Source organism: Methylobacterium sp. B4 (assembly GCF_003201865.1).
GTDB lineage: Bacteria > Pseudomonadota > Alphaproteobacteria > Rhizobiales > Beijerinckiaceae > Methylobacterium.
Map to the genome: position 1 here is coordinate 735468 of NZ_QJJJ01000001.1, position 19153 is coordinate 754620.

The 19153-nt window shown below is 69.3% G+C and carries 16 protein-coding genes; 10 read left to right on the forward strand and 6 right to left on the reverse strand.

The features are described 5' to 3' along the window. Positions 1-77 precede the first annotated feature (77 nt). Together BY998_RS03540 and BY998_RS03545 are read left to right on the forward strand one after the other, a co-directional pair. Complete coding sequence (locus BY998_RS03540) at positions 78-2783, forward strand: response regulator (protein ID WP_110350205.1); 2706 nt, start codon at positions 78-80, stop codon at positions 2781-2783. A 172-nt stretch (positions 2784-2955) separates the two neighbouring features. Next, on the forward strand, positions 2956-3183 hold the full coding sequence (locus BY998_RS03545; RefSeq protein ID WP_110350206.1) for a hypothetical protein: 228 nt from the start codon (positions 2956-2958) through the stop codon (positions 3181-3183). 27 nt (positions 3184-3210) lie between these two features. Here BY998_RS03545 and BY998_RS03550 read toward each other — a convergent pair whose 3' ends face one another. Then, positions 3211-3447, reverse strand: a complete 237-nt coding sequence (locus BY998_RS03550) for a hypothetical protein (RefSeq protein WP_181425410.1) — start codon at positions 3445-3447, stop codon at positions 3211-3213. Between the two features lie 464 nt (positions 3448-3911). Between BY998_RS03550 and recA the strand changes: the two genes are divergently transcribed. Continuing rightward, positions 3912-5012: a recombinase RecA gene (gene recA / locus BY998_RS03555; protein WP_110350208.1), complete on the forward strand. Its 1101-nt coding sequence runs from the start codon at positions 3912-3914 to the stop codon at positions 5010-5012. A gap of 80 nt (positions 5013-5092) precedes the next feature. On the opposite strand, the gene BY998_RS03560 is transcribed toward recA, so the two are convergent. After that, a complete protein-coding gene (locus tag BY998_RS03560; protein ID WP_110350209.1) occupies positions 5093-5695 on the reverse strand; it encodes a glutathione S-transferase N-terminal domain-containing protein in 603 nt (200 codons plus the stop codon). A gap of 74 nt (positions 5696-5769) precedes the next feature. On the opposite strand from BY998_RS03560, the gene BY998_RS03565 reads away from it, so the two are divergent. From BY998_RS03565 to BY998_RS03575, 3 genes are all read left to right on the forward strand, one after another. Continuing rightward, complete coding sequence (locus BY998_RS03565; protein WP_110350210.1) at positions 5770-6477, forward strand: YafY family protein; 708 nt, start codon at positions 5770-5772, stop codon at positions 6475-6477. A 94-nt stretch (positions 6478-6571) separates the two neighbouring features. Next, the gene (alaS, locus tag BY998_RS03570; RefSeq protein ID WP_110350211.1) at positions 6572-9250 is read left to right on the forward strand and encodes an alanine--tRNA ligase; all 2679 of its coding nucleotides are present in this window, start codon (positions 6572-6574) and stop codon (positions 9248-9250) included. 186 nt (positions 9251-9436) lie between these two features. Next, complete coding sequence (locus BY998_RS03575; protein ID WP_110350212.1) at positions 9437-10501, forward strand: putative zinc-binding peptidase; 1065 nt, start codon at positions 9437-9439, stop codon at positions 10499-10501. A gap of 22 nt (positions 10502-10523) precedes the next feature. On the opposite strand, the gene BY998_RS03580 is transcribed toward BY998_RS03575, so the two are convergent. Beyond that, positions 10524-11132 carry a YqgE/AlgH family protein gene (locus BY998_RS03580; protein WP_110350213.1) on the reverse strand — a complete coding sequence of 203 codons (609 nt, stop codon included), beginning with the start codon at positions 11130-11132 and terminating at the stop codon, positions 10524-10526. A gap of 125 nt (positions 11133-11257) precedes the next feature. Between BY998_RS03580 and BY998_RS03585 the strand changes: the two genes are divergently transcribed. After that, positions 11258-11740: a peroxiredoxin gene (locus BY998_RS03585; protein WP_110350214.1), complete on the forward strand. Its 483-nt coding sequence runs from the start codon at positions 11258-11260 to the stop codon at positions 11738-11740. Between the two features lie 52 nt (positions 11741-11792). Here BY998_RS03585 and thrB read toward each other — a convergent pair whose 3' ends face one another. Both thrB and ispH read right to left on the reverse strand, forming a co-directional pair. Then, a complete protein-coding gene (gene thrB / locus BY998_RS03590; protein ID WP_110350215.1) occupies positions 11793-12758 on the reverse strand; it encodes a homoserine kinase in 966 nt (321 codons plus the stop codon). A 91-nt stretch (positions 12759-12849) separates the two neighbouring features. Beyond that, positions 12850-13872, reverse strand: coding sequence for a 4-hydroxy-3-methylbut-2-enyl diphosphate reductase (ispH, locus tag BY998_RS03595; RefSeq protein ID WP_110350216.1), 1023 nt, complete (start codon positions 13870-13872; stop codon positions 12850-12852). Positions 13873-14138: 266 nt separating this feature from the next. Between ispH and BY998_RS03600 the strand changes: the two genes are divergently transcribed. The 3 genes from BY998_RS03600 to BY998_RS03610 all read left to right on the forward strand — a co-directional run bounded on the left by BY998_RS03600 (position 14139) and on the right by BY998_RS03610 (position 18524). After that, a complete protein-coding gene (locus BY998_RS03600) occupies positions 14139-16037 on the forward strand; it encodes a monovalent cation:proton antiporter-2 (CPA2) family protein (protein ID WP_110350217.1) in 1899 nt (632 codons plus the stop codon). Continuing rightward, entirely contained in the window at positions 16030-17481 is a 1452-nt protein-coding gene (locus BY998_RS03605) for an MATE family efflux transporter (RefSeq protein ID WP_110350272.1), read from the forward strand. The genes BY998_RS03600 and BY998_RS03605 overlap by 8 nt, the downstream gene beginning before the upstream one ends. A gap of 272 nt (positions 17482-17753) precedes the next feature. Next, positions 17754-18524, forward strand: a complete 771-nt coding sequence (locus tag BY998_RS03610) for a DUF937 domain-containing protein (RefSeq protein WP_110350218.1) — start codon at positions 17754-17756, stop codon at positions 18522-18524. A 93-nt stretch (positions 18525-18617) separates the two neighbouring features. Here the strand turns inward: BY998_RS03610 and BY998_RS24990 are convergent, their stop codons facing one another. Next, entirely contained in the window at positions 18618-19058 is a 441-nt protein-coding gene (locus BY998_RS24990; protein WP_348629192.1) for a Flp family type IVb pilin, read from the reverse strand. Between the last annotated feature and the right edge of the window lie 95 nt (positions 19059-19153).

Genomic DNA, 19153 nt, shown 5'->3' on the forward strand with positions numbered 1-19153 from the left:
TCCGGTCAATGCTCCGAAGTCGGCGTGACGGTCATGACGCGCACGGAAGCGGCGTGTGAGGGGATGGGTAGGGCCTGATGGCTGAGGTCAGCGGACCAGGGGTGCCGGCGTCCGGTTCGATCGATCGTTCGGAGCGGCCGGGCCGGGTGGGCCTTCTGCTGATGCTGGCGGGGCTCCTCGTCGGCGCGGCGGTGGGTCTTTCGTTCGTCGCCAACGAGCAGGCGCAGCCGCTCATTCTCGCCCTGCTGGCGCTGCTCGCCATGGCGGGCGTGTTCTTCCTGTTCGCGCTGGCGATCGGCGCGCTCCAGCTCGCCGGCCCCGCCTCCCGCGACGACATCACCCGCGCCATCGTCGACGCCGCCCCTGCGGGCAAGCTCGTCGTCGAGGACAACGGGCGGATGATCTACGCCAACGAGGCCTATATGCGCCTGGCCGGAGGCGACAGCTTCTCGAACCTGCGCTCCATCGAGCGCATCTTCGTGGGCGCGCCCGAAGTCTCCGAGGCCGTCTATCGCCTGGCTCAAGCCGCGCGGGACGAGCGCGCCTACACCGAGGAAATCCGGATGTCGCCGCCGCCCGGCGGCGCGGCCGATCGCGACTTCGCCTGGTACCGGATCGCCGTGCGGCCGATCCAGCGCCACCGCGGCTCCGCCGCGCTCTGGACGGTGAGCGACATCACCCACGAGCGCGAGCGCCAGGAGAACGTCTTCCAGGAACTCCAGCACGCGATCGACTATCTCGACCACGCGCCGGCGGGCTTCCTCTCGATCGATGCGGCCGGGTCGATCGTCTACATGAACGCGACCCTGGCCTCCTGGCTCGGCTACGATCTCGCCACCGTCGGCTCGGGCGGGCTCAAGCTCCTCGAGATCGCGCCGGGCGCCGACGTGCTCACCGCCGCGCCGGGCCTTCCCGGCGAGGTACGCACCGACCGCTTCGACATCGACCTGCGCCGCCGCAACGGCCAGCCGCTGCCGACTCGCCTCTACCACCGGGTCGCCTACGGGCAGGACGGGGCGCCCGGCCCCTCGCGCACCTTCGTGCTCAACCGCTCCGCCGGCTCGGATGCGGACGAGCCGCAGCGCGCGGCGGAGGTGCGGCTCGCCCGCTTCCTCAACAACAGCCCGATCGCCATCGCCACGCTCGACCGCGACGGAAGGGTGATTCGCGCCAACGCCTCCTTCGTGCGGCTGTTCGCGGGCATGCCGCGCCAGCCCGCGGCGGAAGCCGGTCGCGAGGCGCCCGATCCGATGATGCGCGACGCCGTGCTGGAGCGCGACCGCGGTGCCATCGAGGGGGCGCTCGCGCGGGCGGCCAACGGCTTCGGCGGCCTCGACCCGATCGAGGTCGAGCTGTCGGGCCCCGGCGACCGCTCGGCCCGCGTCTGGATGAGCCCGGCCGACGCGGACGGGACGCAGAGCCCGGACGCGGAGGGCGAGACCGGCGGCGACGGCGAGCGGGTGATCCTCTACGCCCTCGACACCACGGCCCAGCGCCAGCTGGAACAGCAGATCGCCCAGACCCAGAAGATGGACACGGTGGGCCAGCTCGCGGGCGGCATCGCCCACGACTTCAACAACGTGCTCCAGGCGATCATCGGCTACTCGGACCTGCTGCTGGCGAGCCACCGGCCGACCGACCACGCCTTCCAAGACATCATGCAGATCAAGCAGAACGCCAACCGGGCCGCGAGCTTGGTGCGCCAGCTGCTGGCCTTCTCCCGCCGCCAGACCCTGCGGCCGGAGGTGATGGATGTCGGCGAGGCGCTCTCGGACCTGACGCTCCTCCTCAAGCGCCTGCTCGGCGAGCGGGTGCAGCTCGATTTCCGCCACGGCCGCGAGATCTGGCCGATCAAGGCCGACGTGAACCAGTTCGAGCAGGTGATCGTGAACCTCGCGGTCAACGCCCGCGACGCCATGCCGGGCGGCGGCAGCCTGACGATCCGCACCACCAATTGCGCCGTCGATGCTGAGCGCCCGGTCGGCATCCCGGCGGGCGACCACGTCATGATCGAGGTGACGGACACCGGTGAGGGCATCCCGCCGGAGGTGCGCCAGAAGATCTTCGAGCCCTTCTTCACGACGAAAGAGATCGGCAAGGGCACCGGCCTCGGGCTCTCGACGGTGTTCGGCATCGTCAACCAGTCGGGCGGCGCCATCGACGTGCAGTCGACGGTCGGCGAAGGCACCACGTTCCGCATCTACCTGCCGCGCCACGTGCCCGGCATCGAGAGCCTGCCCGAGTCGCTGCCGCCCGCGCTTCCGACCTCTTCAGCGAAGCCGGCGGCCGCGGGATCGGAGACGGACGAACGCACGGCCTCCAGGGAGGGCGAGGCAGCCTCGGCCGGCACCGGGTCGGAGTCGGCTCGCCCGGCCCGCGCGCCGGAACCGCCGAAGCCTGCCGCCGACCATACCGGCCAGGGCACCGTGCTCCTGGTGGAGGACGAGGACCCGGTGCGCGCGGTCAATTCGCGGGCCCTGTCCGCCCGCGGCTACACGGTGCTGGAGGCCGCCTCCGGCGTCGAGGCCCTGCGCCTGATCGAGGAACATGCCGAGGGCATCGACGTGGTGGTCTCCGACGTGGTCATGCCGGAGATGGACGGCCCGACCCTGCTGCGCGAGCTGCGCAAGCACTACCCCGACCTGAAAGTAATCTTCGTCTCGGGCTACGCCGAGGATGCGTTCCGCAAGAACCTGCCCGACGGCGAGGCATTCAACTTTCTGCCCAAGCCCTTCAGCCTCAAGCAACTCGTCGAGACCGTGAAGCAGACGATGGCCGGCTGATCGCTCGCCGTTTCGATCGAGCGGTGCAGGCTTTCGAGAATGTGATCGGCCCTGGCGCGCAGGCGGTGCGATCTGCGGTGACGGATAGGAAAAGTTACTGTAAGTTAACTTCTTTCGCCGTGGTCGAGCCTGACGAGTGATAGACGGCGCGACTCTAGAAGGAGACGGGCGGGTGCACGGTCACGATCTCGACGACCGCACGATCGTGACGGATGTGGAATTCGCCCTCGCCGACGCGGAACGGCGCCACGAGGTCGGAAGGGCCCTCGGTCGCGTCGTGAAGGACGACGAACTGGTGCCGTCCGCATTGAGGGGACGGGCAGGAAGCCCGCTACGTCGCGCCTTCGAACAGCGCCAGCGGGCCTTCAGCGAATGGCGAACCGCCCGCGGCGTGCCGTAGCGTCACTCCCGTCACCGAGGCCGCACCTCACCGCTTCACCGCGTCGTCCTTGGCCTCAATCGGTGGCTGCACCGCGTCTTCGCGCTGCGGCGCTTGCAGACCGCGGCGGACTTCGAACAATGTCATCTGCAGGAGGGTGCGCTGGCGAAAGGTCCCCAGCGAGCCCAAACGTGCTTCCGCTTGGCAGAGAAGCCGCTCGATAACCCGCAATTCTTCGAGACCGTTCGGCATCAGGATCGCCTTTGGTGCGCGCGATAGAACCATGAGACGCGTCGCACGGCTAGACCGACCTTCAGTTACAAAGGTGCGGTCTTGTGTCATAGACACACCGGGCTGAACAAGGATCAAAATTTTCGGTCCACTTTTCCCCTTCTGCGACGGCCGATTCGAAGTTTTTTCGTCGCCTTGCCGACCGAAATTTGAATTCAATTCTTTACGAAACGCGCGCGGGGACCTCCCCCCGGCCAAACGTCGGAACGATATCGAACATACCCCGACCCGACATCGCTTTTCTACGCTCTGAGCCGTCGCGGGGAGTGGCGCAGAAACATATGCCTTCCAGCAGACCGTCAGGTCGGCCCGGCTCGCATCGAGCCGGAGGCGTGGGGAAAGTAACCGCTCCCCATTTCCGCGGTCCGGCTTGCATGATGAGAACAAAACAGGTACGAAATGCATCGGCTCCGGCGGATTGAGCGCCGCGCCCCTCCCATGCATAAGGATGCCGAGCGATGGCCCAGCCCGCGCTGAAGATGGTGGAATCCTCGACAATGGCAGCAGCGGACAAGGACAAGTCGAAGGCGATCGAGGCTGCGCTGACGCAGATCGAGCGAGCCTTCGGCAAGGGCTCGATCATGCGCCTTGGCAAGAACGACAAGGTGCAGGAGGTCGAAACCGTCTCGACGGGATCGCTCGGTCTCGACATCGCGCTGGGCGTCGGCGGCCTGCCGCGCGGCCGCGTGGTCGAGATCTACGGCCCCGAATCATCGGGCAAGACGACGCTGGCGCTCCACACCATCGCCGAAGCCCAGAAGAAGGGCGGCGTCTGCGCCTTCGTGGATGCGGAGCACGCCCTCGACCCGGTCTACGCGCGCAAGCTCGGCGTCAACCTTGATGACCTGCTGATCTCGCAGCCCGATACCGGCGAGCAGGCCCTCGAGATCACCGACACGCTGGTGCGCTCCGGCGCCATCGACGTGCTCGTGGTCGACTCGGTCGCCGCGCTGACCCCGCGCGCCGAGATCGAGGGCGAGATGGGCGAGAGCCAGCCGGGCCTTCAGGCCCGCCTGATGAGCCAGGCCCTGCGCAAGCTGACCGGTTCGATCTCGCGCTCGAACTGCATGGTGATCTTCATCAACCAGATCCGGATGAAGATCGGCGTGATGTACGGTAGCCCCGAGACGACCACGGGCGGCAACGCCCTGAAGTTCTACGCCTCGGTGCGCCTCGACATCCGCCGCGTCTCGACCCTGAAGGACCGCGACGAGGCCATCGGCAATCAGGTCCGCGTCAAGGTCGTCAAGAACAAGGTCGCGCCGCCCTTCAAGCAGGTCGAGTTCGACATCATGTTCGGCGAGGGCGTCTCGAAGGTGGGCGAGTTGGTCGATCTCGGCGTGAAGGCCGGCATCGTCGAGAAGGCGGGTGCGTGGTTCTCCTACGACAGCCAGCGCCTCGGCCAGGGCCGCGAGAACGCCAAAGGCTTCCTGCGCGACAATCCCGATATCGCCAACAAGATCGAGGCGTCGATCCGGCAGAATTCGGGCCTGGTCGCCGACCGGATCCTGGAGAACGCCAAGCCGACCGCCGACGACCTCGACGAGGGCGAGGCCTAATCCGCCCCGCTCCGTTGCGGAACGAAAAAGCCCGCCGCGAGGAATCGCGGCGGGCTTTCTTCTGACACGACGGCGAGAGGTCAGGCCGCTGCGTGTCTCGCATCGAATTCGGCCGCGAAGCGGGCACCGGGCCGATCGGTGCAGCGGTCGACCCAGGCGTCGATCACCGGCTCGCCGGGCTTGCCGAACCACGCATAGGGCGAGTGCAGCAGGAGGTCGGCGGCGGTGAAGCGATCACCGAGCAGGAAGGGCCTGTCCGTCAGCGCCTCGGCGAGCCGCGCCTTGATGTCGGCGCTGGTGCGGAAGGTGCGCGCGATGGCGGGGTGGTCGAGCCCGATCGCCTCGAGGGTCAGGACCGGCTCGACCACGCCGGCATACCACGCGAACCAGCTTAGATAGGCGCCGCGCTGCCTGTGGCCGGGGGCAATGCCCAACCCCGCCTCCGGAAACAGCTCGGCGAGGTACGGGATGATCGCACTCGACTCTCGCACCAGGACGCCGTCGTGGTCGAGGAGCGGCACCTTGCCCTCCGGGTGGGGATTGCGTGCATCGCGCGCGCCAGACCCGTCCATCCGCGGGATCGTGACGGTCTCGATCCTCACCGCATCCAGAGCATCGAGTTCCTTGAGCAGTGCGACGATGCGGGTGGAGCGGCTTCGCGGTACGTGGAACAGGGTGATCATCGGCGGCCTCCAGCTGGCAGGTTGACGAGAGACGGTGTAGCCGAGCTCACCTGCCAGTTTCCGTCAGTTGGGTGATGGCGCGTACCGATCGACTGTTCCGGCTCCTGCACGCGATGCGCATCCTGCCCGCGCCGGTCACCGCGGCGCGGCTCGCGGAGGAAACCGGGGTGTCCCTGCGCTCCCTTTATCGCGACATCGACAGCCTGCGCGCGGCCGGCGCCCGCATCGAGGGCGAGCGGGGCTACGGCTACCGGCTGATCGAGGACATTGCCCTGCCGCCGCAGACCTTCGACCGGATCGAGATCGAGGCGCTGGTGCTCGGCCTCGCCGAGGTCCGCCACATGGGCGATCCGGCCCTGGCCGAGGCGGCGGCCTCGGCTCTGGCGAAGGTCGCGGCGACGCTGCCCGACCGGACCGAGCAGCATCTCCTCCACGCCGTCTCGCAGGTCCGCCGCTTCGAATCGCGTTTCCCCAGGATTCCCGACATGGAAACGATCCGGGCCGGGTGCTGGCGCGAGGAAGCCCTGGCGCTGCGCTACGCGGACAAGGACGGCGCGGTCACCGAGCGACAGATCCTGCCGCTCTCCATCGTCTATCTCGACAGCAAGATGACGCTGCTGGCGTGGTGCTGTCTGCGCGAGGCGTTCCGCATGTTCCGGCTGGACCGCATCGAGGCGGTGCGGATGGCGGGAACGAGCTTCCGGCCGCGGCGGGTGACGCTTCTGCGGGGCTATCTCGCCGAACTCCGCGGCGCCTTTGGGCCGAGCGCCGAGCCGACGTGACTTGCACAGCTTCGGCCCGTATGAGGGCGCGAGACTTTCCGCCGTGCTGTCCTCAGCCGGTTCCCCGACGCGACTTGATTTCCGAGCCTATCCGATGAGCGGCGTCAACGAGATCCGATCGACCTTCCTGGACTACTTCCGGGATGCCGGGCACGCGGTGGTGCCCTCGTCCTCGCTCGTGCCCAAGAACGACCCGACGCTGATGTTCACGAACGCCGGCATGGTGCAGTTCAAGAACGTCTTCACCGGCGTCGAGAAGCGCCCCTACGTCAGGGCGACCTCGTCGCAGAAATGCGTGCGCGCGGGCGGCAAGCACAACGATCTCGACAATGTCGGCTACACGGCCCGGCATCACACCTTCTTCGAGATGCTCGGCAACTTCTCCTTCGGCGACTACTTCAAGGCCGATGCGATCGAACTCGCCTGGCGGCTGATCACCAAGGAGTTCGGACTATCGCCCGAGCGCCTGCTCGTGACGGTCTACGCGGACGACGAGGAGGCCGCGGGCCTCTGGCGCAAGATCGCGGGTTTCTCGGACGAGAAGATCATCCGGATCGGGACCTCGGACAACTTCTGGCAGATGGGCGATACCGGCCCCTGCGGGCCGTGCTCGGAGATCTTCATCGACCAGGGCCCGGCACTGGCCGGCGGCCCGCCCGGCTCTCCGGACGAGGATGGCGACCGCTTCCTGGAGTTCTGGAACCTCGTCTTCATGCAGTACGAGCAGATCGAGCCGGGCTCCCGCAATCCCCTGCCGCGGCCCTCGATCGATACCGGCATGGGCCTGGAGCGGATGGCCGCCATCCTCCAGGGCGTCCATTCGAACTACGACACCGACCTGTTCCGCGCGCTGATCGATGCGGTGGCCCATGCGGTGTCGCGCGCGCCGGAGCCCGCCACGCGGGCCTCCTACCGCGTCATCGCCGACCACCTGCGCTCGACCTCGTTCCTGATCGCCGACGGCGTGCTGCCCTCCAACGAGGGCCGCGGCTACGTGCTGCGCCGGATCATGCGCCGCGCCATGCGCCACCTCGAACTGCTCGGCGCCCGCGAGCCGGTGATGTACCGCCTCGTGCCCACGCTGGTGCGCGAGATGGGGCAGGCCTTCCCTGAACTCACCCGCAGCGAGGCGCTGATCTCGGAAACGTTGCGCCTGGAGGAAGGCCGCTTCCGCAAGACGCTGGAACGCGGCCTCGCGATCCTCGATACCGAGACCGCTGGCCTCGGCGCCGGCCAGAACCTGTCGGGCGAGACCGCCTTCACCCTCTACGACACCTACGGCTTCCCCCTGGATCTCACCCAGGACGCGCTGAAGGCCCGCGGCATCGGCGTCGACACGGAGGCCTTCGCCGCGGCGATGCAGCGGCAGAAGCAGGCTGCCCGCGCCGCTTGGCAGGGCTCGGGCGAGGCCGCCACCGAGACGGTCTGGTTCGGCATCAAGGAGCGCACCGGCGCCACCGAGTTCCTGGGCTACGAGACCGAGAGTGCGGAGGCCGTGGTCGCTGCCCTCCTGCGCGAGGGCGCCGAGGTCGAGGCGTTGAAGGCCGGCGAGAGCGGCCTCGTCGTCGTCAACCAGACGCCGTTCTACGGCGAATCCGGCGGTCAGGTCGGCGATACCGGCACGATGGCCGCACCCGGTCTCAAGGCCCGGGTGACCGGAACCGAGAAGAAGCTCGGCGACCTGTTCGTGCACCACGTCACGATCGAGGAGGGCTCGCTCCCCGTCGTAGCGGCCGTGGAGATGCGGGTCGATCACGCGCGCCGCGCCGCGATCCGCGCCAACCACTCGGCGACCCACCTTCTGCACGAGGCCCTTCGGCAGGTGCTGGGCGAACACGTGGCGCAGAAGGGTTCGCTCGTCGCGCCCGAGCGCCTGCGCTTCGACATCAGTCACCCCAAGCCCATCGAGGCGGCGGAACTCGCGCGCGTCGAGGAGATCGCCAACGCGGTTCTGCTGCAGAATGCGCCGGTGGTGACCAAGCTGATGGCGGTGGACGAGGCGATCGAGTCGGGCGCGCGCGCGCTGTTCGGCGAGAAGTACGGCGACGAGGTGCGCGTCGTCTCCATGGGGCGGCCCGTGGACGAGGAGGGCCAGGAGGTCGAGGGGCGCCTGCCGAACTTCTCGATCGAGCTGTGCGGCGGCACGCACGTGGCGCAACTGGGCGAGATCGGCCAGATCACGGTGCTCGGCGAGAGCGCCGTCGGCGCGGGCGTGCGCCGGATCGAGGCGATGACCGGCAACAATGCCCGGCGCCACCGCGCGGCCGAGAGCCGGACGCTGAACCAGCTCGCCGGCCTGCTCAAGGCGCCGGTCACCGACGTACCCGAGCGTTTGTCCGCGCTGATCGAGGAGCGTCGCCGCCTCGAGAAGGAACTGACGGACGCGCGCAAGAAGATCGCCATGGGCGGCGGATCGGCCGGCGGGGGCGAGGAGGCCCGCGAGGTCAACGGCGTCCGGCTGATGGCCCGCGTGGTCGAGGGCGTCGAGATGCGCGACCTCAAGGGCCTGGCCGACGAGGGCAAGAGCCGGCTCGGATCGGGGATCGTCGCCATCGTCGGCGTCGCTCCCGACGGCAAGGCCGGGTTGGTGGTCGGCGTGACCGAGGATCTGACGGAGCGCTACGACGCGGTCGGCCTCGTGCGGGCCGGAGCCGGCCATCTCGGCGGCAAGGGCGGCGGCGGGCGGCGGGACATGGCCCAGGCCGGCGGCCCGAACGGCGCCGGCGCGGATGCCGCCCTCTCGGCCATCGCCGAGGCGCTCGCCGCGGCGTGACGGAAAAACATCCGCCGCACGGTTGTCGGGAGAAATCGCTCGCGGCTCACGGAACGGTGAGGCGGATCGCGGCTTGGTTGGCCGCGATCTCCTCTCCTGCCCGGCCCGCCGCCGAGCCGTCCCCATCCGGGTCCTGCACGCAGAGTGTTTGGGCGCGGGTGCCGGACGCCAACCGCCCGTGACGCGATGAAACTCTTCCGCTGCCAATCCTGCGACAACGTTCTCTATTTCGAGAACCGTACCTGCGAGCGCTGCGGGCACCGGCTCGCCTACCTGCCGCAGCTCGGGCAGATCTCGGCCCTGGAGCCGGCGGGCGACAACAACGCCTGGACGCCGCTGGCGGCGCCCGGCACCTCCAGCTTCCTCTGCACCAACGCCGCGCACGACACCTGCAACTGGCTGGTGCCGCCGGGCTCCACCGACGCCTTCTGCCTCGCCTGCCGCCATAACGGCACCGTGCCGGATGTGAGCGACCCGGTGAATCTGGAGCGCTGGCGCGAGATGGAATACGCCAAGCACCGGCTGTTCTACACCTTGCTGCGCTGGAACCTGCCGCTCACGACCCGCGCCGAGGATCCCGAGCACGGCCTGATCTTCAATTTCCTGGCCGATCCGCCGAACGCCGACGCGCCCAAGGTGATGACCGGGCACGAGAACGGCATCATCACCATCGCCCTCGTCGAGGCCGACCCGGCTGAGCGCGAGAAGCGCCGCACCTCCATGGGCGAGCCCTACCGGACGCTGCTCGGGCATTTCCGCCACGAGGTCGGGCACCATTACTGGGACATCCTCGTGCGCGACGCGGGCAAGCTGGAGCCCTGCCGGGCGGTGTTCGGCGACGATTCGCAGGATTACGGCGCGGCGCTCCAGCGCCACTACGACCAGGGCCCGCCGCCGAACTGGCAGGAGACCTTCGTCTCGGCCTACGCCACCACACACCCCTGGGAGGATTTCGCCGAGACCTGGGCGCATTACCTCCACATCGTCGACACGCTGGAGATGGCGAGCGCCTTTGGGATGCAGGTGAAGCCCAAGGCCGATATCGAGGGCGAACTCGCGGCGCATGTCGATTTCGACCCCTACCGGGCCGAAAACATCGAGCGGATCATCGATGCGTGGCTGCCCTTCGTCTTCGCCATGAACAGCGTCAGCCGGGCCATGGGCGAGGGTGACCTCTATCCCTTCGTACTGGCCCCGGCGGTGGTGACGAAGCTCGGCTTCATCCACGACCTCGTGCACGGCCGGGTCTGAGGCCGCCTCCGGGGGACGTGCCTCAGGCGCGGCCGGCGTCGGAGGAGAGCATCGCGGGGTCGATGCCGATGGCCTTGAGGACCTGATCGTACTTGCTGCCGAGGCCGGGATCGAAGATCAGCTCCGGATCGGCCGGGCAGTTGAGCCAGCCGTTGGCGAGGATCTCGCTCTCGAGCTGGCCTGCCTGCCAGCCGGCATAGCCCAGCGCCAGCACCGCGTTCGAGGGCCCGCGCCCGTCGGCAATGGCCCGCAGGATTTCCACCGTCGCCGTGAGGCAGACGCCCTCGTCGATCTGCAGGGTCGACTGATCGATATGGAAGTCGGCGGTGTGCAGGACGAAGCCGCGCTTGGCATCGACCGGCCCGCCCATCAACACCGGCATGTGGCCGACCCGTTCGCGCAGGCGGATCGCATCCGCCTCGCTGGCGATGTCGAGCTGGATCAGCAGATCCGGCATGCTCAGGTCGGCGACCGGCTTGTTGACGATAATGCCCATCGCCCCGTCCGCCGAATGGGCGCAGAGATAGATGACCGAGCGCGCGAAGCGCTCATCGCCGATTCCCGGCATGGCCAGGAGGAACTGGCCGTCGAGATAGGCCGTGTCGGTGAGCGGAGGTTCGGGCGTCTGCATGGCCCCATGCTAATCCGGCAGCGGGCATTGATCCATAAGCCAAAGGCGCGCGCGGACCCGCCGTCGCTCGACAGGAAGCTTGGGCGGGTCTAACGGTTTGGCGCCATTGCGAGGAGACCCTACGGATGACGATACAGGTTGGCGATCACCTGCCCCAGGTCACCTTCCGGGTGAACGGGCCGGACGGTCCGCAGGCGCGGACGACGGATGACGTGTTCAAGGGCCGGCGTGTCGTGCTGATCGGCGTGCCCGGCGCCTTCACGCCCGCCTGCCACCGCAACCACCTGCCGGGTTATGTCGGCAAGCGCGACGAGATCCTGGCCCGCGGCGTCGACGCGATCGCCGTGACCTCGGTCAACGACATCTTCGTGCTCAACGCGTGGCAGCAGCAGAGCGGCGCCGAGGGCATCGAGTTCCTGGCGGACGGCAATGCCGAGTTCGCCAAGGCGATCGGCCTGGAGATGGACGGCTCCGGCTTCGGCCTCGGCCCGCGCTCCCAGCGCTACGCCATGCTCGTGGACGACGGCGTCGTGCGCCTGCTCAACGTCGAGGACTCGCCCTCCAAGGCGGAGGTCTCCGGCGCCGAGGCCCTGCTCAAGGTCCTCTGAGCGATCGAGACGCCCTCCCCCCGCCACCGGGGGAGGGCTCGGCCGTCCGGTTCTAGCCTTCCCAGCCGTAGTCGCGCGCGCTCTCGGCCGTGCGGTGGAAGGCGAGCCGCCGGTCGTATTCCAGCGGGTTCTTGGGCTGGACGAGCGCGCCGGGCGGCACGTTCAGCCAGTCCACGAGCCGGGTCAGCATGAAGCGCATGGCGGCACCGCGCGCGAGCACCGGCAGGGCGGCGATCTCGGCGGGCTCCAGCCGGCGCACCGCGTCGTAGCCCGCGATCATCGCGCCCGCCTTGTCGCGGTGGAAGCGACCGTCGGCATCGAAGCACCACGCGTTGAGGCTGATCGCCAGATCGTAGGCGAAGGCGTCGGTGCAGGCGAAGTAGAAGTCGATCAGGCCCGACACCGCGTCGCCGATAAAGAACACGTTGTCAGTGAAGAGGTCGGCGTGGATCACGCCGCGCGGCAGGCCCTGCGGCCAGGAGGCTTCGAGTCGGTCGAGATCGGCGCGGGTACGGGCCGCAAGGCCGGGCGCCACCGTATTGGCCTGGGCCTCGGCCTGCGCGAAGAGCGGACGCCAAGCCGCCACCGAGAGATTGTTCTCCCGGGTCATCGGGAAGTCGCGGCCCGCCTCGTGAAGGCCGGCCAGCGCCGCGCCGAGCGCCCGGCAATGCTCCGCGTTCGGACGGCTGAGGGAGACGCCTTCCAGGAAGGTCACGATCGCCGCCGGCCGGCCGCAGAGGCGCCCGAGCGCCGTGCCGGAGCGGTTGCGCACCGGCTGCGGGCAGGCGAGCCCGGCGCGGGCCAGATGCCCCATCAAATTGATGAAGAACGGCAGGTCCGCCTCGTTCACCCGCTTCTCGTACAGGGTGAGGATGAAGTTGCCGGCACCCGTGTGCAGGAAGAAGTTCGAGTTCTCGACCCCCTCCGCGATGCCCTTGCAGGAGAGCAACTCGCCGAGTTCGTACTCGCGGAGAAAGGCGCGCAGCGCCTCGTCGGAAACGTCAGTGTAGACCGCCACGGGTGCTGCTGCCGGTTCGCGCAAAGGAAAGGGGCGCCGAGGGCGCCCCTGATGGTCGTTCGGCCGGTTCCGTCCGGCGGATGAGGCCGCGCTACTCGGCGGCCTCGCTGCGCAGTTCGCGCGGGAGCGGGAAGGACATGTCCTCGATCGTGACCGAGACCTGATCCACCGTGACGTCGAAGCGGGCGGCGAAGGCGTCGATGATCTCCTCCACCAGCACCTCCGGCGCGGAGGCGCCGGCGGTGAGGCCGAGGCGGCGCACGTCCTTGAAGGCGTCCCAGTCGATCTCTTCCGCCCGCAGGACGAGGCGGGTGATCGGGCAGCCGGCCCGCTCGGCCACCTCGCGCAGGCGCTGCGAGTTCGAGGAGTTCGAGGAACCGACCACGATCAGCGCGTCGACCCGCGGCGCCACTTCCTTCACCGCTTCCTGGCGGTTGGTGGTGGCGTAGCAGATATCGTCCTTGTGAGGGCCATGGATGCCGGTGAACTTGGCTTTCAACGCCTCGACGATGTGCTTGGTGTCGTCGATCGATAGCGTGGTCTGCGTCACCCAGGCCAGCGCCTGATCGGCCGGCGGGTTCAGCGCGTCGATCTGGTCGATGTCCTCGACCAGCGTGATCGAGCCCTTGGGCAGCTGGCCCATGGTGCCGACGACCTCCGGATGGCCGGAATGGCCGACGAGCAGCACGTGGCGCCCACGCTTGTGATGGATCTCGGCCTCGCGGTGGACCTTGGTCACCAGCGGGCAGGTCGCGTCGATCGTGGTCAGCCCGCGCGAGACGGCGTTCTGCGGCACGGTCTTGGCGACGCCGTGGGCGGAGAAGATGACGGGGGCGCCGCTATCGGGCACCTCGTCCAGCTCGCGCACGAAGACGGCGCCCTTCCGCTTCAGCGTCTCGACCACGTATTTGTTGTGGACGATCTCGTGGCGGACATAGACCGGCGCGCCGTAGATCGCGAGGGCGCGCTCCACCACGTCGATGGCACGGACGACGCCCGCGCAGAATCCGCGTGGGGCGCACAGCAGGATCTCCAGGGGCGGCTTCTCCCCCGTCACGGCCGGCTGCGGGACCCGGTTCGGGTCGGCGGTGAGGTTGATGGTGTCGGCGCTCATGATCCGGCGGATGTGGAGAGGGATGGCCGGGTCTGTCAACAGCGGCCAGCCCGAAAGCCGCAACAGGCTTGCGGCCTGTCCATCTCCTTTACATAGCACATTCGGGCCGCAGCGTGACCCCCGGTCACCATTCTCCCACGATGGGATGAGACCCGGCCCCGGCCGGGTCATGTGACGAACGACACGCGAATCGGCCTCGCGATGGCGGGAGCGGCGGGCTAAGGGGAGGCCGTTCCGCTTCAGGACCAGCGAGGCAACGGGCTTTCATGGCGAGTGCCACGGACCACGCCAGCTTTCTGCCGCCGGTGCTGACCTTCTTGTCGGCGGCGGTGATCGGCGTGCCGCTCGTACGGCTGCTCGGGCAGAGCGCGGTGCTCGGCTACCTCGTGGCGGGGGTGGTGATCGGCCCGGCCGGCTTCTCCCTGATCGCCGAGCCGGAGACCGCGGCGAGCGTCGCCGAAATCGGCGTGGTTCTGCTCCTCTTCATCGTCGGGCTCGAACTCGAGATCTCGCGCCTCGTCTCGATGCGGCGGGACATCTTCGGCCTCGGCGCCGCGCAGCTGGCCCTGTGCTCGCTGGTCATCGCGGGCGCGGCCTTCGCCTATGGCCTGACGCCGGCCGCGGCGGGCGTCGTCGGCATCGCCATCGCGCTCTCGGCCACGGCGGTCGCGCTCCAGCTCCTGGAGGAGCGCGGCGATCTCGGCTCGCCCTATGGCGGGCGCTCCTTCGCGGTGCTGCTGTTCCAGGACATCTCGGTGGTGGCGATCCTGGCGCTGCTGCCGCTGCTCGCCTCGGCCGGCGCCACCCCGAAGGACGGCTGGCTCGACGAGGGCTTGCGCTCCACCGCCCGCGCGGCGGTCGCGGTGGCCGGCGTCGTGATCGTCGGGCGCTACGGCCTCAATCCGTTCTTCCGCCTGCTGGCCGCCGCCGGCGGGCGCGAAGTGATGACCGCGGCCGCGCTCCTCGTGGTGCTCGGCACGGCCATGGTGATGGAGAAGGCCGGCCTCTCCATGGCGATGGGCGCCTTCCTGGCCGGCGTGATGCTCGCCGAATCGAATTTCCGGCACCAGCTGGAGGCCGATATCGAGCCGTTCCGCGGCATGCTGCTCGGCCTGTTCTTCATGAGCGTGGGCATGTCGATCGATGGCGGCCTGCTCACGAACCACTGGCTTGCGCTGATCGCCACCACGGTTGCCGCGATCGCGGTCAAGATCGTGCTGGTGGCCTTGCTGTTCCGCCTGTTCGGCTCACCCTGGCTCGATGCCCTGCGCGGCGCGGCCGTGCTGGCGCCGGCCGGCGAGTTCGCCTTCGTGATCCTGCCCGCCGCGGGCGACCTGCGCATTTTCGGCCCGGAGGTGACCCGCTTCTGCGTGGCGCTCGCCGCGCTGACCATGCTGGTCGGGCCGGTCGCGGCCAAGGGACTCGACGCCCTGATCGCCCGGCGCTCGCCGGGGGCCGAACCGCCCAGCGATGTCGGGGAATCGACCGAATCGGGCGAGGCCCGGGTTCTGGTGGTCGGCTTCGGCCGCTTCGGGCAGATCCTGGCGCAGGTGCTGCTGGCCGAGGGCATCAACATCACCGTGATCGATAAGGACGTCGAGCAGATCCGCAACGCGACGAGCTTCGGCTTCCGGATCTACTACGGTGACGGGACCCGGCTCGACGTGCTGCGCGCCTCCGGCCTCGCCAAGGCGGAGCTGATCTGCGTCTGCATCGACGACGCGCAGGCCGCGCTCAAGATCGTTGACATCGTGCACGAGGAATTCCCGAACGTGCGCACCTATGTGCGGGCCTACGACCGCACCCATGCGCTCGAGCTGATGAACCGGGACGTGGACTTCCAGCTTCGCGAGACCGTCGAATCCGCACTCGCCTTCGGCCGCACCACCCTGGAAGGGCTCGGGCTCCCGGCGGAGGCCGCCGCGCGCCGGGCCGAGGACGTGCGCAAACGCGACGTCGCCCGGCTCGTGCTGCAGCAGGCGGGCGCGATGCCGGACGGCTCGGGCTGGCTGCGCGGCACGCCGGAGGTGCGGCCCGAGCCGCTCACCGCGCCCAAGAGCCCGTCGCGTGCGCTCAGCGCCGAGACCCGCGGTCTGATCGCGGCGCAGCCCCACGAATCCGCCGCCCGCGCCCTCGAGCACGAGGATGCCGAGCCGGATGCCTGAGGCGGCCTCCGCCGGGGCGGCCGGCACGGGAGCGGGAGACGACGCGGCGCGCTTCGTCACGGGATCGATCCTGCGCCATGTGGTGGTGATGAGCGCCACCGGCTCCGTCGGGCTCCTGGCGATCTTCGCCGTCGATCTCCTGTCCCTGTTCTACGTCTCGAAGCTCGGCGACCCCTCGCTCACCGCCGCCGTCGGCTTCGCCTCGATCGTCCAGTTCTTCGCCATCGCCATCAATATCGGTTTGATGATCGCGGCGGGCGCCCTCGTCTCGCGGGCCATCGGCGCGGGGGACCGCGCGGGCGGACGCCGGATCGCGACCTCCGTCACGGTGCACGGGCTGATCGCTTCGGGGCTTCTGGCCGCGCTGCTGCTCGCCTTGCTCGATCCGCTGCTGCGGGCGATCGGCGCGGACGGGCACACCCTGGAGGTGGCCAAGCGCTACCTCTGGATCAGCCTGCCCACCAACCTGCTGCTCGGCCCCGGCATGCTGTTCACCGGCCTGCTGCGCGCCGTCGGCGCGGCGCGGGAGGCGATGTACGTGACGCTTGGGGGTGCCGTCATCACCGTCTTCGTCGATCCGCTGCTGATCTTCGGGTTCGGCCTCGGCGTGGACGGGGCGGCGCTCGCGGTCTGCGTCGCGCGGGTCGCCTTCATCGCCGTCGGCTGGGCCGGGGTGCGGCGCTACCGGTTGCTGCAGGCCCCGAGCCTGTCGGCGATCCTCGAAGACCTGCCGCTCGTGGCGCGCATCGCCCTGCCCGCCGTGCTCACCAACCTCGCGCCCTCCGTGGCGAGCGCCTTCGTGGCCTACGCGCTCTCCCGCTTCGGCCCCCCGGCCATCGCGGGCAACGTGGTGATCGAGCGCCTCGCCCCGGTGGCCTTCTGCGGCCTGTTCGCGATGTCGGGCTCGATCGGGCCGATCCTCGGCCAGAACTGGGGCGCGGGGCGGTTCGACCGGATGCGCGGCGTGCTGCGCGGCGGCGCGCTGCTGACCGCCCTCTACGTCGCCGCCGTCTGGCTGATCCTCGTGCTCGCCCGCGCGCCGCTGGCCCGCGCCTTCGAACTTCAGGGGGTGGCTGCCGAGCTGTTCGGCTTCTTCTGCCTCGCCAGCGGGGCGATCTGGTTCTTCAACGGGCTGCTGTTCCTCTCGAACGCCGCGTTCAACAATCTCGGCTTCCCCTTCGTCTCGACCTTGCTGAACTGGGGCCGGGCGACGCTCGGCACCATTCCCCCCGCCCTCGCGGGCGCGGCTTGGTACGGGCCGGAGGGCGTGATCGCGGGCACGGGTCTCGGATCCATTACCTTCGGCGTCGCCGGCCTCGTCTTCGCCTTCCGCACCGTGGGACGCCTGGAGGGCGGCACCCCGCCGCTGACCGCGGCGAAACCCGAACGCCCGCCCGCCGAGGAGCCCGTACAGGCAGCCCCGTCGAGCGGTCTGTCGCTCTGAAAGCCCAGCTTCGCCTCGCGCGGCGGCGCGAGACCGGCTATCCCTAAGGAAATCGACGCGAAATCGGGCTTTCGGCTGGTCAGCCCCGGCCGGATGCGACACATTCGCGTCGCGAGGCCGTTCCGGCGAGCCTCCGGGTGCGGGCAGCGGCGGGACGGGCCGGTGGGCGGCGCCCGGGACGAGAGCGGGCCCATGTCATGCGAACGATGCCATGACGGAGCCCCGGAGCGTCCGGCATCCGGTCCTTTGCTGCTCCCGTGAGGCGCCCGGCCATGTTCAACATGTTCGACATCCTGCAGAGTCAGGGCGACGCGAGCGTGCGGGCGCTCGGGCAGCAATTCGGCCTGACGCCCGAGCAGACGCGCCGCGCCATGGAAGCCCTGCTGCCGGCGCTGACCATGGGAATGCAGCGCAACGCCGCGACAGACCCGATGGGGCTGGGGCGCCTGTTCGGCCTCGGCGCAGGCGGCATGGCGCAGCCCCCCGTTGGGCCGGATTTCCTGACGAGCCTGTTCGGCTCGCCGATGCTGTCGCAGGCGGTGATCCAGCAGGCCGCGGCGACGAGCGGCGTCGGCGCCCAAGCCCTGCGGCAGATGCTACCGATCATGGCGGGGATGATCGTGGCCGGCATCGTCCACCTGCTGTTGAATGCGCCTACCCCTGCCCCGGCCGCCCAGCCGGCACCCTCGCCCTATCCCGTCGGCACGCTCTGGACGGATTGGCTGAACGGGCTCACCGCCGCGGCGATCCCGCCGGCGCCCCCTGCCCCCGAGCGTCGGCCGGAACCACGCGCCGTCGGCCGAAAGCCGGAGACCGGCGCGGTGTCGGATGCGAGCAAAGCCTCGATGGATGCGATCCAGCAGATGCTCCAGACGGGGGCCGAGGTGCAGGAGCAGAACGTCAAGGCGATGAAGGAGGTGTTCGACGCCTTCTGGAGCCAGAGCGGTCAAGCCGCGGCTCAGTCCCCGGGCGAGGCCGCGACACCGCCGGCACCGACCGCGCAGCGGCCTGCTCCGAAGCGCAGGCCCGGCGCCAAGGAATAGAGGAACGGCTCTCGCGGCGAGGTCGGCCCGGCGGACGGGAAATCGGCGTGGCGTCCGCGGACGCATTGTCCGAGGGCGAGGAAGCGCGGCTCGCTACGCCGGGAAGAGCAGTGGGAGCTTGGCGAAGAAATCGGTCAGCGCGCTGCCGAAGATGCTCATCGCCGCCAAGGTCGCGATGGCCATGAACGCGGTCACCAACCCGAATTCAAGTGCGGTCGCACCGCCATCATTCCGAAGGAACCGCCGAAGGTTTCGCGCGGAGAGGCGGGGCGCGTGACGCCGAACTGAGGTGAGCGGACGCACGGCGCATCGTTCCGGCAAGGTTGCAACTCGCCGAGACTGCCGGTTCGAACTTGCGACGGGCTTAACATCGTCCCGAAAATTGGCTCGCAGCATCGCGAATGTGGGGGAAGCTGCTTCACGGCAGTCGCCCTCAGGAAGGGTAGCCTCCGAGATAGGTGAGGCAAGCCGGCGATGGAGGGCGTGGTCGTGTCCCTTGGCGTGGTGTAGCTTGCAGAGGGCCACCACGATCATCGGCCAGGGCCGGATCGGTCAGGCTGCCAGTGTGGGCAGGCCGACGAGGGGATCATCGCCGGTTGGGGCGATGCTTTCCAGGGTCATGTAGCGGG